We start from the raw sequence: 15177 nt of genomic DNA, 5'->3' as shown, positions 1-15177 counted from the left end.
CTCTCTGTCTATCAAATGGTGTTAGTTTTGTCACACAAAAGAGCCGGAGATATGGATATCTCCAGCCACAAAAAAATGATAAATTCTTAAACCAAAAAGGCTTCACGGACACGGTTCCAGAATGGGAAAGGACGGTACCTGGCGAAACTGACTTTCTTGTCCGATACTTGGCAGCGTACTGAAATCAGGTCGTCTACCGGGATATTGTTATGATCTATCGTCAGTAGTAAACGCTGATCTTTACAGGAAAGAATATCGCAATGATGATGCTTCGGCAGAAGTAATGGCGAACCCATTGTTCGGAATACACGGTTGTTAATGGAGGCGATTTCGGCAATCTGCAGCGCCTCTATAGATGGGTGAACCATAGCTCCCCCAAGGCTTTTGTTATAGGCCGTACTACCAGAAGGAGTTGAAATACATAGTCCATCACCTCGGAACATTTCGAAGGTGACATCATTGATGTCAACTTGAATCATTATAGTTCCATCCACCCCTTTAAGGGTAAATTCATTTAGGGCTATGTGGGACGAAGAACCGGATTTCTTGTGAATTTCCAGCTCAAGTAACGGATATTTTACGATTCGGGGTTTCTGTGGCTCAGAATCCTCGGTTCCGCACATATAGTCGATTAAGGTGGGCAGCTCTTCCGCTTGCCAGTCCGCATAGAAGCCTAAGTGCCCTGTGTGGACACCTACGAAGGCTAAATTGGGAACTTGATCGATAAAAGTATGAAAAGCGTGCAGCATTGTGCCGTCTCCGCCAATAGAGATGACGATTTCGGGAGACTCGGCATCCAGTTGCAGGTCCCGCTCCGCCGCCAGCTTGTGAAACTGCTCGGCAAGTTTGATTGATAGTTCATCACCGCGGTCCAGAACATAATATCTCAAGATGTACAGGCTCCTTTTGTATATTTCAGTCATACATCGATCATAATCAATCTTGACCCGGAACACAATATGTTAATCAACTTCGCCGTATCCAACGAATCATTGCAGTGAAAGCAGGGAGAAGCAGGGAGACTAAAATCGCAGCACTTAATAAAAGGCTCAGCAGAGCGAGGCTTGCAGTGATCCCCGTGGCAGAAGGTGTAAAGGCAATAGAGGCAGGCAATGATATCCATGCAGTAGACAGCCCTGTGTCCATCACAGGGTTCCAGAGCAGCAATACGAGTCCTGATGCGAGGAAGGCGTGAATTAGACGTGCAGTCATAAATGGCAGATACCGAATTCCGGTGCCATTCAGAATACTGGCTACCTGGGCATGTACAGATAAACCGCCCCAAGAGAGGATGAAAGCAGCTGCGGCAACCTTGAACTGAAGCGGGATGGAAGAAGCAGCTTCACCCGCAGAACGGGCACCGATAGTAACTTCGAAGAATCCGCTAATCAGAGCCTGGGCCAGTTCGGGGGGACCACCCACAAGGGAAATAAGATGTCCGGTCAAGCTAAAGAGTGAGGATAGAATTCCTGCGCGGGCAAGCAGTTCCATTAGTACATTGAAGAATACAACCAAACCACCTACGACAATAATAAGCTTAAGTGAGGACTGGATGGCACCTCTTAATAGCTCCCCGAAGCTTCGCCCATCTTTGCGCCGAGCTTCCTCCATGGCAAGTAGTGCAGCATGGATTCTTCCAAAACCTTTTTTGGATAGAACAGAGGGGGCGGCAGAACTAGTTGTGGATGGGTCTTGAGATGGGGATCTCTGTTCTTTGCGTCCATGGAACGACATTAGCAAGCCAACAATCAAACCGCTCCCGTAGTGGGCGAGAGCTAGGATGAGCCCCAATGATGCATCTCGAAAAAATCCGACGGACACTGCACCCAACAGAAAGATTGGATCGGATGAGGTTGTGAAAGCGACTAATCTTTCCCCTTCCACTCTGCTAATCAGATTCTGTTCCCGCAGCTTAGCGGTTAATTTAGCGCCAACAGGATATCCTGATACATATCCCATTGCAGCGACAAACCCACCGCTACCTGGTATACCAAAAAGAGGACGCATCAACGGATCAAGCAAAGCGCCAAAGAGATGAACAATCCCTAAGCCCAGCATGATTTCGGAAATGACGAAGAATGGAAATAGGGAGGGGAATAACACATCCCACCAGATGGCCAAGCCACGTAAGGCTGCGCCAAGGGACGCCTCCGGATGAAACAGCATTAGCAGCATACAGCCCGCCAATGTTAATCCCAGCAGTGGGCCGCCAATCTTTTTTAAAGTCATAATTAACGCCTCCTGATCTATGGTTAGATGTATGCGAAAAGAAGGACAAACAGCACAAAAAAAATAAAGGAAGCGGTTACATAAATCTGTGCTTTTTCGCTTGAGTTATGATATTATGTAAATAAGGAATGCACCCTCTGTTACAAGAATAAATGGGATGGAGTGATGGCGATGAGCGTTGTAGCCGGAGTTCTCGTTTGTGCTTTTGTATATGTGATCCGGGTCTCTCTCGTCCCTGCAGGTGATGAGGAATTTCGGACCTACTGACAATAATCTCCAGACGCTAAACTAAAGTTTAGCGTCTTTTTTCTGCCGTTTAGGGGCACTTTCGACGGATATCCGGGCAGTGCTTTTTTTTGGTATAATAAATTAAGAAACGTTTCATTAATATGGAAGAAAGCTGGTAACCTCGATGAATCCAAATGAGAGTATATATGAGAACTTAGGGGGAGCTGAGGCATTACATCGTTTGGTGGAAGTGTTCTACGCCAAAGTACAGCTTCATCCGCAGCTGGGTCCGTTATTTCCCGAAGACATTTCTCCTGTTCTGGAGAAGCAGTATCAATTCCTAACACAGTTTTTTGGCGGTGGCCCACTGTATTCAGAATTACATGGACATCCCATGATGAGAGCAAGGCATATGCATATTCCCATTACTCCAGAACGTGCTGAAGAATGGCTGCAGTGCATGAAAGAGGCGCTTGTGGAGACTGGTGTAGAAGAGCCGCTGCGTTCCTTCGTGCTTAGTCGCCTTGCGGGTCCCGCACATCATTTTGTTAACATGCCCCAGGAATAATAAGGGACAGGTTGATCCTGAAAGGAATGAGAGTACTTGCCAGACTTAATACCCCTATATTCTATTAAGGTCAAATGTTGCAATTGTGAACATGAATTCTCAACCTCTCGCGTACGTCCTAGTCTGAAAAAGGCTATTCGCCGCGATGCTGATTTTTGTGCCTATTACAAAAACGAGAATCCGGATTATTATGTTGTACGCGTCTGCCCGAGTTGCGGGTTTGCCTCTACAGAAAATTCAGCGGACAAGCTGACGGAGTTGCAGCGAAAGGCATTTAATGAACAGGTAGGAAAACGCTGGAAGAGCCGTGACTTTGGGGATAAACGAAGCTGGGAAGCTGCGCTTGAGACCTATAAACTTGCACTTCTATGCGCTCAAAGCATTAACGATAAGGATCGGATTATTGCAAGTCTACTGCATCACATTGCTTGGTTGTATCGATATCAAGGGAATACAGAGCAAGAACAACGCTTTTTGCGTTATTCATTAGATGAATATGTGAAGGTGTACGAAAAAGATGGAATAGGCGGTAATGATGCCCGGCTCATGTATCTGATCGGTGAGCTTAATCGGCGCATCGGAGAGTTCCCTGTGGCTGTAATGTGGTTCTCCCGTCTGATTAATGATCAGAAGATTATGGATGCTGCGATGATTCGGGCTGCCAGAGAGCAGTGGGTTGTGCTAAGAGAACAAATGCGTGGTGAAGCTGTAGATGTTGATGCCGATGGATTGCCTTCAGGTTCTTAAAGTTTACGAACAACAAAAAGCGCAGAAGAGAGTAATGCTCTCGTCTGCGCTTTATAAAAATGTTAATATTGGGATTCAGATGTCCTTTTATTTATCGAACTGCCCGATCGAATAGGAGGTAATCTCCGTCGTTATCTACAACTGTGGGACTGGCGCTGCAACATGGGAAGACAAGCAGTTTTTTCTTGCCGTCACGAACGATTTGCAATTCTTTTGGCTTCATAGGAAGAAGGACATTCTCCGAGTTGCAAAAAGGGCAGTACTGCACATACATATCGCCTAAAATAATGTCATAAGGCCAGGTATGACTAAAGGGAATCATTGTGAATCCTTCCCGGAAGGAGACTCTTCATTTCCATCCTCAGCTTGCGGTGAATTCTGCTTTTTGGATAGCTCAGCTATTTTTTGTAGCAAAATATGTTGGGGCATATGCATCAAGTGTTCCAGTGGAACGCCTAGTTGCTTGGATAACGTAATGGCTGTTTCCGGTGAAATTTGTAGTGGCTTCATATGGATGCCCTCCTAAAGTTTATCGGCTATGAATGTTCCGGTATCGTTATTCACTTTACCATGGTGTTAAGTCAATTACAAAGAAAACCAAATGAGAGCAAAGGAATGGTGAGTACAGATGAAACAACCATTATCACTGACTTGGGAACTTGATTCCATATTTCGTGGAGGATCGTCGTCTTCTGAGTTAGAAAGCTTTTTAAAGAATCTTGAGCAAGATATTGCAGCCTTACAGGGTCTGGTGAAGAATGCCGTAGCTCCAACGGATGTTGAGTCTACCAAGGCGCTGGACGAGGTTATAGAACTGCTTCAGAGCTGTTCAGGAAGACTAGTGGAGGTATCTTCCTTCGCAGACTGTCTGGGCGCTCAGAATCAAATGGACAAGGGTGCAGTAAGACTGGCGGCCCGAGTGACAAGCATGCGTGCTGGATTCGAAGGCATCAGTTCACAATTCAGTAATGTGCTTCGTCAGACTACGGACAAGGTATGGGCAGAATGGATGGCTCGTCCGGAGATTGCTCCTTTAACGTTCGTGCTGAGCGAGAGCCGTGATTTGGCCCGTGAAAAGATGAGCCCAGAGCTGGAAAGCTTAGCGCTGGAACTAGCTGTTGACGGATATCATGGATGGAGCGGGCACTATGATACGATTGTAAGCTCGATTAAAATCCCGTTTGAGGATGAAGAAGGAACCAAGCTACTCTCCGCAGGTCAAGCTTTTAATAAGCTGGATGATCCAGATCCGAAAGTACGTCAATCCATGTTCCGCAAATGGGAAGAAGCATGGACCGAAGCAGCAGATAACTGTGCGGATACCTTGAATCACTTAGCAGGCTTCCGTCTGAAGCTTTATAAAGGAAGAGGTTGGGAAGATATTCTGAAAGATCCGCTGAGCATCAATCGTATGTCACAAGATACTTTGAATGCGATGTGGGACGTGATTACGAATAGCAAGCCTGCACTTGTGGGCTATCTTCAGCGTAAAGCAAAGCTGCTTGGGCTGGATGCTCTCTCGTGGGTGGATGTCGAAGCACCTGTGGGCAAATCTTCAGGTAAAATCCCATATGATCAGGCTGCTAAAGATATCGTTACCCAGTTCCGCAAATTTAGTCCGAAGATGGCCGAGTTTGCAGAGCGTGCTTTTGATAACAACTGGATCGAGGTTGAGGATCGTCCGGGGAAACGTCCTGGAGGTTTCTGTACATCCTTCCCAGAGAGCAAGGAATCACGGATATTCATGACCTATAGCGGCACAACCTCCAATGTTTCAACCTTAGCGCATGAGCTGGGACATGCTTATCATTCTTATTTGCTGGATGATCAACCTGTATTTAATCAGAACTACGCTATGAACGTTGCAGAGACTGCTTCAACCTTCGCAGAGGTCATTGTGTCTGACGCTCAGGTTAAAGCGGCTAGCAATGCTGAAGAGAAGCTGGCGCTGCTTGAAACGAAGATTCAGAACAGCGTTGCTTTCTTTATGAACATTCACGCTCGGTTCTTGTTCGAGACTCGTTTCTATGAGAAACGTAAGGAAGGCCTTGTAAATGCTGAAGAGCTGTCTGAATTGATGGTGGAAGCACAGAAGGAAGCTTTCTGTGGGGTGCTTTCAGAATACCATCCTCATTTCTGGGCTTCTAAACTGCATTTTTATATCACGGATGTGCCGTTCTATAACTTTCCTTACACCGTAGGTTACATGTTCAGCACAGGCTTGTATCGACTGGCCCTGCAAGAAGGAGCTTCCTTTGCGGATAAATACGATAGCTTGCTGCAAGATACTGGTGTGATGACTTTAGAGAATCTGGTACTTAAGCATCTGAGTGTGGATCTGACGAAGCCGGACTTCTGGCAAGGTGCTACAGATCTGATTGTAGCTGACATTAATGAGTTCTTGGAAATGACGGAGCACTTAGTTTGAAAAAGTCTAAACTAAGACATATTTTACGGTAGAAAAAACAACAGAATTTCAGTATGAATACGCAAAAGCCCCTGATGCAGGGGCTTTTTTTAAAGGCAAAATGTCGAAAAAACACGTTTTATAAAAACTAATATACAATAATTCTATGGATTTCGCGCATCTATAGGGATAATAACCCAATTTTGCCGAATAATGTTGTTTACCTTTTATTAGTAACCTATAATGAGTCTTAAGCCTTATATAAGGCGAAACTAGAAAAATCACTCAGCTAGCTCGCAAAACAGAGAAAACGCTTACAAAAACAGTTTTGTACGAAGTGAATTCGGATAAAACAAAGTCTCACAAAACTTTTAGGAGGAAAAGTATGCTTAAGACAGAACAGCTTTCATTAGCAAGACAGATGGACATGGTATTTAAGGAGCTTCAGGAAGAATTATCAGGATTAACTTCTGGTACGGTATTTGTGCAAATACGAAATAACATGATCGGCAAATTCGGTATACGGCATAATCCTCTTTCTGGGCGGAGTGGGGGGTTCACTGATGTGAAAGAAGGGATGACAGATGGACAGCAAGCTTCTTTTCGACTAATGGCGCTGGAAAGCCTGAAGTACAAGCGTCGTTGGACACATGGTGAGATTTCTTATGAATTTGCCATTAGACAGGGTATGGTGATTGTAGATGCTACGCTGGAGTCCAATTACAATATGGCCAACTTGATGATTCGGTCTCCTCGTAATGCCTACGCTGAAAGTTCCGAACAATTTTTTGGTTAAGCGTTATTTACATAAACTTTATAGTTCATATTAAGAAAAAAATTTATATGCTTGCGTAATAAATTCTTCTTCTACTTCTCGCAAAAAATGGAAACCGACACTAAAAGGACGGTAAAACCGTTTTTTCTTGTGAAAATCAAAAACCCTCCCACAGCTTCAGAAAGAAGTGTGAGAGGGCTCAAAAGCTACTCGGTTTTAGGCTTTTTTAATATGCCCTAGCCGGATAAAACACTTAAGATAACGTTGTTACTGACGACCGGACAGTTGTTGTTCTGCCAGTTGCACTAGACGTTTAGTGATGTAACCGCCCAGAGAACCAGTTTCGCGAGAAGTGTAGTTCCCGTAATAACCGTCAGCTGGGATCGTTACTCCAAGCTCCTGTGCTGCTTCATATTTCAACTGTTGCAATGCCGCAGTTGCTTGAGGAACGACCAGGTTATTGGAACGGCTGCTACGACCTTGACCTGCTTGACCCATGTGTGTCACCTCCTTCGCCCGTTGTGAAGATAGTATGAGCGCTAAGAGGTTAATTCATGCATCCCTTCGAAAGGTTTTAAGGATGGTAATTATTAGTGAAATAAAAGTGAGGATAGGATAGAAATTCTTTGTTGCTAGGTATCATACAAAAAAAATCGGTCTTTCCTTACGTAATAGCAAGGGAAGACCGATATAATGTATATCTGCTTTAAATCTCAGGATAAATCATTTCCAACAAGGTGGTCAGATTCTGACTCTGTCCGGGTTCTATCGTTAAGAGGCCTGTGAAGGAAGCGTCATCGGATACATTCGGTGCATTTGCGAGCCATGTATAGGGTTCAATGCACAGAAATTGATCTGCTGGTCCTTTGGTATATAGCACCCAGTGACGGAATAGATTCTCGTCAGCAGTATAACGGAGGCCATAACCATCATCGCGTAATAATAGGGCTTCTACAGGCTGTTTTTCTCCAATGCGAAGAGCAGTATCAAAATTAGTTCCCTGCATGTTCATTCCGGTGTTCAAGGCTTCCAGATCACCAAGTGGAATTAGATTGCCGCTAGGGAGCAATTCATCGTTCAGTTCATAAATACTATTTACTGGGAGCTTAAGATTCCAGCGCTCAGGTTCTCCATCAATCATAAACCAGGTGTGATAACCGATCCCAAAAGGAATTCGATGATCTCCGAGATTTGTAACCTTTAAAGTTTGGGTAAATCGGGCTTCCTGAAGCCTAAATGTCATTTCGAATTTAAGTGGGATAGGGAATTGTTCCATCCAATGTGGATCATCTTCCGTTCGGAATTCAGTAGTGACCGCGCAACCATCTTCATCTTCTTCAATATCGCTGACACACCAGGCCTGAGTTCGGTGTAGACCATGAATATGATTGTCATTAGCGGTATTCTGGTCAAATTGATAACTTGTACCGTCGAACTGAAATTGGCCCTTACGAATTCTTCCGGGTGGAATTAATAGCGGCATGCCAAAATGGTAAGGTTTTTGCATAAAGAAAGCTTGATCGCTTTCATCAGGCCGCCGTAGAATTTCCCGTTGTTTCTTTACATCAAACAATGAAATCACGTTATTTCCTAGTCGCGGCAAAAGCGTGACTTCCAGTTCACGGCTGTGCAAAATATAAGTATCATAACCGCCCCACTGCCCTTTGGTCACCTGTTTCATGAGATATGCTCCTTTATCGTAACTGTAATCGAATAGAACATGGATAACCTTATCATAACAGATTTATACCGTAGTGGTTAAGTGATTTGACAACTTCTCTTTATGGTTCTATGATGAAGGCATTAATTCATGATGATAATGTGATGACGGGGATAAGTAGGCAGGTATTGTACCTTCAGAAAGCCGGTGGTTGATGCGAACCGGTAGGACACTCCTGATGAATGGACCCCTGAGCGCCGAGCTTGAACGGGAGCTAGATGCCCTAGTAGACCGGCCGGATCTTCTCCGTTAACGGAAGACGAAGGCTGTTTTCTTCTTGTCTTAACAAGATTAAGCAGCGAATAAGGGTGGCACCACGGTCTCACGTCCCTTGCGGATGAGGCTTTTTTTGCGTTCTCGGAAACTTAGAAATTACATCAAACGGAGGTCTCTATTATGAAAAAAGTAATGTCAGGCATTCAACCGAGCGGTTCACTTACACTGGGGAACTATATAGGAGCACTGAAAAATTTTGTGAAGCTGCAAGATGATCATCAATGTTTCTTTATGGTTGTCGATATGCATGCGATCACTGTAGCTCAAGATCCAGCGGCGCTACGTGAGCAATCAGAGTCTGTAGCGGCTCTATTTATTGCAGCAGGAATTGATCCTGCACGTTCTAATGTTTATATGCAGTCGCATGTGCCGCAGCACGCTGAACTAGGCTGGATTATGACGACACTTACAGCGATGGGCGAGCTGGAGCGTATGACCCAGTTTAAAGATAAATCATCAGGTAAGGATTCTGTCGGCGCTGGTCTTTTCGTCTATCCTTCCCTGATGGCAGCAGATATTCTAGTTTATAATGCGGATCTTGTGCCGGTAGGAGAAGATCAGAAGCAGCATTTGGAGTTGACTCGTGATTTAGCTGGGCGCTTCAATAATCGTTTTGGTGAATTCTTTACCATTCCTGAGCCATACATCCCAGAGGTTGGCGCACGTATTATGTCTCTAGATGATGGCACCAAAAAAATGAGCAAGAGCAATCCAAACGCTGGAAGCTATATTGCTCTGTTAGATTCAGCGGACGTAATTCGTAAAAAAATCAGCCGTGCAACGACTGATTCTGGACGTGAAGTGATCTTTGATCCGGCTAATAAGCCAGAAATCAGTAATTTGATGAGTATTTATTCTGAGTGTTCTGGAATGACACTTCAGCAAATTGCCGATCGTTATGAAGGACAAATGTATGGCGGCTTTAAGAAGGATCTTGCTGAAGTGGTTGTATCCACGCTTGAGCCTTTACAACAAAGATATAATGAAATTCGTAGCTCGGGTGCGATCACAGATATTCTTGCTGAAGGAGCTGGTCGCGCACGTATTGTTGCAACAGAGACGCTGAATGGAGTTAAAGAGCGGATGGGATTTCTGCCAGCTCGTTAATCTAATCAGCGCTTAGGCTTTCCTGAATTATAATAAGTATAGGTTTCACGCTATACTGTATCCTTATAATTCTCGCATAAACGCTACCGTCCCTATAAGGACGCCGAAGTCGTTTTAGCTTGTTTGCGTCTGATCTTGGCTTTGAGGATAAATCCCCAGCCAATATTCATAACACAGAGAAACCCGAGCAGAAGTGCCAACCAAAAGCTATAACTGATCGCGATTGAAGCGGCTGTAAGAATAAGAATAGAAGAACAAGCGAACCAAAGTGAAAGTCCTTTACCCATTAGGAGAGCCTTCCTTTCTATGTCTACTAAAATGAATCCCGGAGTATGATAACCATACTCCGGGATTTTTTGTGATTATAGAATAGATCTCTGCGTAAGTCTACAGTTTCATCGTAAAGAACCGGGATCAATGGAAAATCGTTTGTCAAGCTTCTCGCTGCTAAGCCAACCTACATACGTATTTAAAGGTCGATATTGATTGTCCATCACTAATACAGCCACAAATGGGTATTGTTTGCGGTGTAAATAACGCACGTCCCCCCAGCGCACCATATATCCTGAAGGAAGTTCCTCCACTTCAGCTACTGCATAAGAAGTGAAGTATAGAAAAGACTGAATATCAGGGTGCGACTTGGATATCTCCACAGCGGGATGATTGGAGCAAACAGCATGTTTGAACCATTCCAGCCGGTTATTCACTAACTGCCCAACATTATAGCTGCCATCTTGTTTTACTTTTACTACGTTCCAGCGCTTTAGTGAAATTGTAGGGATTACAATATAACGTTCGCCGACATTATGATGTAAATCCTTAAGCTTGATATTACGCGTAAGGCGAGCGTGAACGACGGTTCTCCAAATATAATAAAGAATAGTACAGGCATAAAGCGTAATAAATAAAGGTTGCGGTGGAACGATACCGGTAATCCAGAGAAGGATGGCAGCGATATGGCTACCAAATATAAACGGATCAAAAATGTGGATGATGTTCCAGGCAATCCATTTCTCCGTGAATGGACGTGCAGCCTGAGTGCCATAGGTATTAAATAGATCAGAAAATACGTGAACACCTACACCAATGAAGCTCCAGAGCGCAATATGGCTAAGGGCTTGTAAATCAGTAAAGCCGAATAAGGGCCCTAACACGAAGGAAATCAGGGCGGGCCATAGAATTAGAAAGGGTAGGGAATGTGTGATTCCTCGGTGGTTTCGAATATACAATGCATTGTCCTTCAGTCGCAGCGCAGTATCAGCATCAGGAGCCTGAGAGGCGAGAACCGTTGCCAGCATAACAGCTCCGGCCAGTTTCGGATCAGAAGCAACGATGGGATCAACGAAGGAAAGCCCAGCTAAGCCTAGGCCCATAACTAAATGTGTAGCAGTATCCATTGGTCAGTTCTCCTTTGTTGTTCGGAAGTTCTCTATTAATAATTACCCAAATACAGCTCAGGTTATTAAGGGGATTGCAATAAATATAAAATAAATATTGTCACGTAATTGTCGAATTCATGAACTTACTGCCCCATGACTGTCAAAGTCTTCACGGGTTTGTTATGATAAAGTTAACAGCGAAGTTTTAAATGCTTCGGCTAGAACGTTAGATGTTCGTTTAGAAGGAGGATCATTAGGTGTGGACAATCATATAACATTTCAAGCTTCTTCCGACTCAGCAGCTATGTCTGCAAAATCTCCACCGGAAGGTGCTGGCTGGCGTGATTTCATTACCGTAACAAAACCCGGTATTATCCGATCTAACCTCATTGCGGCCTTTGCGGGATATTGGCTTGCCTCAGGTTGGGATGTTAATTACGGCAGGTTAGTGCTAACTCTGCTAGGAACAATGCTGGTTATGGCTTCGGCCTGTGTTTTTAATAACTATTTCGACCGTGACCTGGACATGAAAATGGAAAGAACCCGTGAAAGGGGGCTTCCTACAGGACGACTGAAACCAAACATTGTATTATTATACGCCATTGGGCTTGGTATTGCAGGTTTGATCGTACTGTTTGCTTTTTCGGGTATGCTTGCCGGTCTGTTTGGAATTGTTGGCATGTTCGTTTACGTTGTAGTATACACGCTTTGGTTGAAGCGGACATCAACATGGAGCACCTCAGTAGGTGCAATTTCTGGGGCGATGCCTCCGGTAATTGGTTATGTTGCGGTTACAGGAAGCGTTGATCTAGGCGCTTGGTTGATTTTTGCCATGTTGTTTTTATGGCAGCCTCCTCACTTCTGGGCTTTGGGTATAAGACGTAAAGAAGAATATAGAGCGGCAGGATTTCCATTGCTACCTGTAGTTAAAGGAACGCGGCGTACGAAATTTCAGATGATTCCTTATGTAGCCCTTTTGCTGCCTATTCCAGTGTTAATGTACGCCTACAATTACGCAGGTATATTTTATCTAATCATTTCAACAGCGTTGTCCTTGGCTTGGTTAGTATTGACCTTGATGGGCTTTAAGGCTAAAGATGATGAAGTCTGGGCGAAGAAGAACTTCCTCTTCTCCATTAACTACCTGACAGTTAGTTTGATCGTACTTGTATTAAATACGATTCACGGTTAAGAAGAGGGAGGGTATACGTGTCCGTGCAGACCTTTAAGCGTTATAAATGGACTTGGCTTCTGCTATTACTTGCTTTGATTATGGCTGGTTATCTGGCAGTTAACTCTTTGAATTTAGGAAAAGAAAAACTGCCAGTAATCGGAGAAGTACAGGACTTTTCTCTTGAAAATGTGAATGGAGACCAGATTACTCTGGCTGATACACAAGGTAAAGCACGGTTGGTATACTTCTTTTTTACTCAGTGTCCGGATGTATGTCCTATAACTACGTTTTTGTTATCTCAGACACAGAAGATTTTGGTTGAGGATGGCAGCTTTGGTAAAGATACGGAGTTTGTCTCTATCTCCTTTGATCCGAAGAATGATACTCGGGAAGCTATTAAGACGTTTGCGGACCGTTTTCAGGCCAATTATGATGGATGGTATTTTTTGCGGGGAGATCAGGAAGAAGTTCGTAAGCTGGCGACTGATTCTTTTAAAGTACTAATCGCGGGGAATTCCAAAGAAAATTTCGTACATGCCAACCGTATAGCGTTAGTTGACCGAGACAATCGTCTTCGTGCATTGTATGACGCAGGTGATACGGAGACCGTAACCCCTGAATTTCTTGCGGTTCAGCTGAAGGAATTGGCTCGGGAATAGAACATAAACATTAAAAACGCCTTCTTCGAATCCCTCGTTATTGAGCGGATAACGAAAAAGGCGTTTTTTTAAATAAAATATAAGAAAATATAAGTTTCACGCTATATAGTATACTTATATTTCTCGCATAAATGCTTATTTTCTTTATAAGGACAATAAGCATTTATGCTTGTTTTTGCTTAAAAAGGAAGGGGTTCAGGATAGACGATGAAATCTTCCAATCCAGCTTTTTCAAGCTGAGTGATATTGTATTCATCGGGCGTACCCTCCACCCCAGCATATCCGCGACGAGTATAGATGTGACCGGCATCGGGGAAAGCATCACGGAGAACACTGCGTATTTTTTTGCCAGAAGAGTCGTTATCCAGATAAAGGTACACTTCTCCATCCCCTACTTGTTGCCGAAGGGACTCTAATTTAAGTGTATTTAATGTGCCAAAGGTACATAGGATTTCTACTTCCGGTACCAGCACACGCCGTAATCTGCTACGATCGTTTTTGCCTTCGACAATAATCGTAATGGACATTAACTGAAAATCACCTCCGGAAATGGGCCCCAAGCTTCAGACTCATTATAGTTTACCGAAGGATCGTCATTTTTAACAATCGTTTCTGCAGGAAAGTCTTCATTCCCCGGGAAATGTCGTAAAAACAAAGAATCATGCGGCTCGCCCGTTCCATTTGGAAGTGAGGCCAGATAGTTTTCCTGTATTGTTAGGCGGAAGCAGAAGCAGCGCGACCATTAGCAATAGAAAGGCTATGAAGTAAGGAGAAACGAATCCCCTTAGCTGTCCGGCGGCTACGGGTCCAGCGAATGCACCAAGTGACATGGCAATCGACTGCAACGAGAAGGTCCGACCCATTCGACCAGGGCCGCCTAGACTAATAAAAAGTGATGCCATTGCAGGGAACAACACTCCTTTAGCCGCACCAAGCATAAAGAGAATAGCGGCAGTCGGGATGGTGTGGAATGAAGCGAGTGCAAAGAAGCAGATGGCCATTCCCAATAATGCCGCTGCAATTCTTCCTCCCGGAGAAAGACGGTTCAGGAAGAGCATGCTGAGCGTTACCAAAGCACCTAAACTAAGGAGTGACAGTAGGATGCCTGTGGAAAGAATGCTGTTACTGCCTGTTTGAGACAGTGGGAGCTCGAAAAAGAGCACGCCTTGTGAACAGGAAACGAAAAAAGGTAACAGGTAATAACGTTTGGATACGAGATCATCATCTTTCGAAGGAATAGAAGGTTTAGCAGGGATTTTTGGTGACTGAGCTGTGCTTAGCGGGCTTAATGTACGTCTTGAAGGCGCAGGTACACTGAAAAAAGCCATGACTCCTGTTGCGATAAGCAGCCATCCAAGTGTGGTGAAGGTGCCAGAATAGCCGGCTTTTGCTACAATAAAAGCTCCCGCTGCAGGGGATACAACTGAAGCTAAAGTATGAACGATACCATGTCCGGACATATATTTACCTTGCTCTGTGGCATCCGATGACAATGAAGCCAGCAGTGTCATACATGCTGGAGAGAGGAAGGCGAGGACGAATCCACTCGCTGCTCTTAGCATTAGCAGATGCCATGGAAGCTGCACATGAGCCTGCAGCAGTAAAATAGCTCCCGCAGCGACAAGGCTGAAGACGATGTAGCGGCGGGAGCCGTTGCGATCGACGAGTACGCCTGCAAGCAGATTGCCGGGAAGGTGGGTCAATGAGTACATGCCCATCATCCAGCCAATAAAGGTGGGTCCCGCACCAAGAGAGATGGCAAAGGGTGTAAGGACAGGATACTGAGCATGTAAATCGAAGAAAGCCAGAAAGAGAAACAAGTATAGCCACAGCGCAGTTTTCACAGGGAAACACCTCCAAGAGCCACCTACAGCACAAGTTAACGCAGGACGGCTTAATAATGAAGAA

At 44.5% G+C, this 15177-nt stretch carries 17 protein-coding genes and 1 other annotated feature; of the genes, 7 read left to right on the top strand and 10 right to left on the bottom strand.

Features of this window, described 5'->3' with window-relative positions:
- Positions 1-86 precede the first annotated feature (86 nt).
- On the bottom strand, positions 87-890 hold the full coding sequence (locus tag NST74_RS24945; RefSeq protein WP_042130925.1) for an NAD kinase: 804 nt from the start codon (positions 888-890) through the stop codon (positions 87-89).
- A gap of 76 nt (positions 891-966) precedes the next feature.
- Positions 967-2229: a sporulation integral membrane protein YlbJ gene (gene ylbJ, locus NST74_RS24940; RefSeq protein ID WP_341115005.1), complete on the bottom strand. Its 1263-nt coding sequence runs from the start codon at positions 2227-2229 to the stop codon at positions 967-969.
- 412 nt (positions 2230-2641) lie between these two features.
- Here ylbJ and NST74_RS24935 point away from each other — a divergent pair, with 412 nt between their 5' ends.
- Together NST74_RS24935 and NST74_RS24930 are read left to right on the top strand one after the other, a co-directional pair.
- Positions 2642-3025, top strand: a complete 384-nt coding sequence (locus tag NST74_RS24935) for a globin domain-containing protein (RefSeq protein WP_042130923.1) — start codon at positions 2642-2644, stop codon at positions 3023-3025.
- A 36-nt stretch (positions 3026-3061) separates the two neighbouring features.
- Positions 3062-3772 (top strand): DUF2225 domain-containing protein, encoded by a 711-nt coding sequence (locus NST74_RS24930; protein ID WP_341115002.1) that lies wholly within the window; start codon positions 3062-3064, stop codon positions 3770-3772.
- A 91-nt stretch (positions 3773-3863) separates the two neighbouring features.
- Here NST74_RS24930 and NST74_RS24925 read toward each other — a convergent pair whose 3' ends face one another.
- Positions 3864-4094 (bottom strand): hypothetical protein, encoded by a 231-nt coding sequence (locus tag NST74_RS24925; RefSeq protein WP_042130921.1) that lies wholly within the window; start codon positions 4092-4094, stop codon positions 3864-3866.
- On the bottom strand, positions 4091-4282 hold the full coding sequence (locus NST74_RS24920; RefSeq protein WP_042130920.1) for a YycC family protein: 192 nt from the start codon (positions 4280-4282) through the stop codon (positions 4091-4093). Before NST74_RS24920 ends, NST74_RS24925 begins: the two co-directional genes overlap by 4 nt.
- Positions 4283-4400: 118 nt before the next feature.
- On the opposite strand from NST74_RS24920, the gene NST74_RS24915 reads away from it, so the two are divergent.
- Together NST74_RS24915 and NST74_RS24910 are read left to right on the top strand one after the other, a co-directional pair.
- On the top strand, positions 4401-6200 hold the full coding sequence (locus tag NST74_RS24915) for a M3 family oligoendopeptidase (RefSeq protein WP_341114999.1): 1800 nt from the start codon (positions 4401-4403) through the stop codon (positions 6198-6200).
- Between the two features lie 364 nt (positions 6201-6564).
- Positions 6565-6975, top strand: coding sequence for an O-methyltransferase (locus NST74_RS24910; RefSeq protein ID WP_341114997.1), 411 nt, complete (start codon positions 6565-6567; stop codon positions 6973-6975).
- Positions 6976-7221: 246 nt separating this feature from the next.
- Here the strand turns inward: NST74_RS24910 and NST74_RS24905 are convergent, their stop codons facing one another.
- Positions 7222-7452, bottom strand: coding sequence for an alpha/beta-type small acid-soluble spore protein (locus NST74_RS24905; RefSeq protein WP_042130917.1), 231 nt, complete (start codon positions 7450-7452; stop codon positions 7222-7224).
- A gap of 208 nt (positions 7453-7660) precedes the next feature.
- On the bottom strand, positions 7661-8635 hold the full coding sequence (locus NST74_RS24900) for an aldose 1-epimerase (RefSeq protein WP_076119513.1): 975 nt from the start codon (positions 8633-8635) through the stop codon (positions 7661-7663).
- Between the two features lie 134 nt (positions 8636-8769).
- Positions 8770-9009: a binding site (T-box leader), on the top strand.
- Positions 9010-9070: 61 nt separating this feature from the next.
- Here NST74_RS24900 and trpS point away from each other — a divergent pair.
- On the top strand, positions 9071-10057 hold the full coding sequence (gene trpS / locus NST74_RS24895; RefSeq protein WP_042130915.1) for a tryptophan--tRNA ligase: 987 nt from the start codon (positions 9071-9073) through the stop codon (positions 10055-10057).
- Between the two features lie 92 nt (positions 10058-10149).
- On the opposite strand, the gene NST74_RS24890 is transcribed toward trpS, so the two are convergent.
- Complete coding sequence (locus tag NST74_RS24890) at positions 10150-10344, bottom strand: hypothetical protein (protein ID WP_341114995.1); 195 nt, start codon at positions 10342-10344, stop codon at positions 10150-10152.
- Positions 10345-10452: 108 nt separating this feature from the next.
- Positions 10453-11454, bottom strand: coding sequence for a metal-dependent hydrolase (locus NST74_RS24885; protein ID WP_042130913.1), 1002 nt, complete (start codon positions 11452-11454; stop codon positions 10453-10455).
- Between the two features lie 241 nt (positions 11455-11695).
- On the opposite strand from NST74_RS24885, the gene cyoE reads away from it, so the two are divergent.
- Together cyoE and NST74_RS24875 are read left to right on the top strand one after the other, a co-directional pair.
- Positions 11696-12628 carry a heme o synthase gene (gene cyoE / locus NST74_RS24880; RefSeq protein ID WP_341114994.1) on the top strand — a complete coding sequence of 311 codons (933 nt, stop codon included), beginning with the start codon at positions 11696-11698 and terminating at the stop codon, positions 12626-12628.
- 17 nt (positions 12629-12645) lie between these two features.
- The gene (locus NST74_RS24875; RefSeq protein ID WP_341114993.1) at positions 12646-13269 is read left to right on the top strand and encodes an SCO family protein; all 624 of its coding nucleotides are present in this window, start codon (positions 12646-12648) and stop codon (positions 13267-13269) included.
- Positions 13270-13448: 179 nt separating this feature from the next.
- On the opposite strand, the gene NST74_RS24870 is transcribed toward NST74_RS24875, so the two are convergent.
- Complete coding sequence (locus NST74_RS24870) at positions 13449-13796, bottom strand: DNA primase (protein ID WP_339291464.1); 348 nt, start codon at positions 13794-13796, stop codon at positions 13449-13451.
- Between the two features lie 132 nt (positions 13797-13928).
- A complete protein-coding gene (locus tag NST74_RS24865; RefSeq protein ID WP_341114991.1) occupies positions 13929-15113 on the bottom strand; it encodes an MFS transporter in 1185 nt (394 codons plus the stop codon).
- Positions 15114-15177: the final 64 nt, after the last annotated feature.

Origin of the sequence: Paenibacillus sp. FSL F4-0125 (genome assembly GCF_038008565.1) — a bacterium.
Classification (GTDB): domain Bacteria; phylum Bacillota; class Bacilli; order Paenibacillales; family Paenibacillaceae; genus Paenibacillus_AQ.
This window is presented reverse-complemented; position numbering and strand designations above follow the sequence as displayed.

Bases quoted from the DNA above. Each gene is read 5' to 3' on its own strand.
- ylbJ (WP_341115005.1), bottom strand. From the start codon at position 2,229: ATGACTTTAAAAAAGATTGGCGGCCCACTGCTGGGATTAACATTGGCG.
- NST74_RS24935 (WP_042130923.1), top strand. From the start codon at position 2,642: ATGAATCCAAATGAGAGTATATATGAGAACTTAGGGGGAGCTGAGGCA.
- NST74_RS24925 (WP_042130921.1), bottom strand. From the start codon at position 4,094: ATGATTCCCTTTAGTCATACCTGGCCTTATGACATTATTTTAGGCGAT.
- NST74_RS24920 (WP_042130920.1), bottom strand. From the start codon at position 4,282: ATGAAGCCACTACAAATTTCACCGGAAACAGCCATTACGTTATCCAAG.
- NST74_RS24915 (WP_341114999.1), top strand. From the start codon at position 4,401: ATGAAACAACCATTATCACTGACTTGGGAACTTGATTCCATATTTCGT.
- NST74_RS24910 (WP_341114997.1), top strand. From the start codon at position 6,565: ATGCTTAAGACAGAACAGCTTTCATTAGCAAGACAGATGGACATGGTA.
- NST74_RS24905 (WP_042130917.1), bottom strand. From the start codon at position 7,452: ATGGGTCAAGCAGGTCAAGGTCGTAGCAGCCGTTCCAATAACCTGGTC.
- NST74_RS24900 (WP_076119513.1), bottom strand. From the start codon at position 8,635: ATGAAACAGGTGACCAAAGGGCAGTGGGGCGGTTATGATACTTATATT.
- trpS (WP_042130915.1), top strand. From the start codon at position 9,071: ATGAAAAAAGTAATGTCAGGCATTCAACCGAGCGGTTCACTTACACTG.
- NST74_RS24890 (WP_341114995.1), bottom strand. From the start codon at position 10,344: ATGGGTAAAGGACTTTCACTTTGGTTCGCTTGTTCTTCTATTCTTATT.
- NST74_RS24885 (WP_042130913.1), bottom strand. From the start codon at position 11,454: ATGGATACTGCTACACATTTAGTTATGGGCCTAGGCTTAGCTGGGCTT.
- NST74_RS24870 (WP_339291464.1), bottom strand. From the start codon at position 13,796: ATGTCCATTACGATTATTGTCGAAGGCAAAAACGATCGTAGCAGATTA.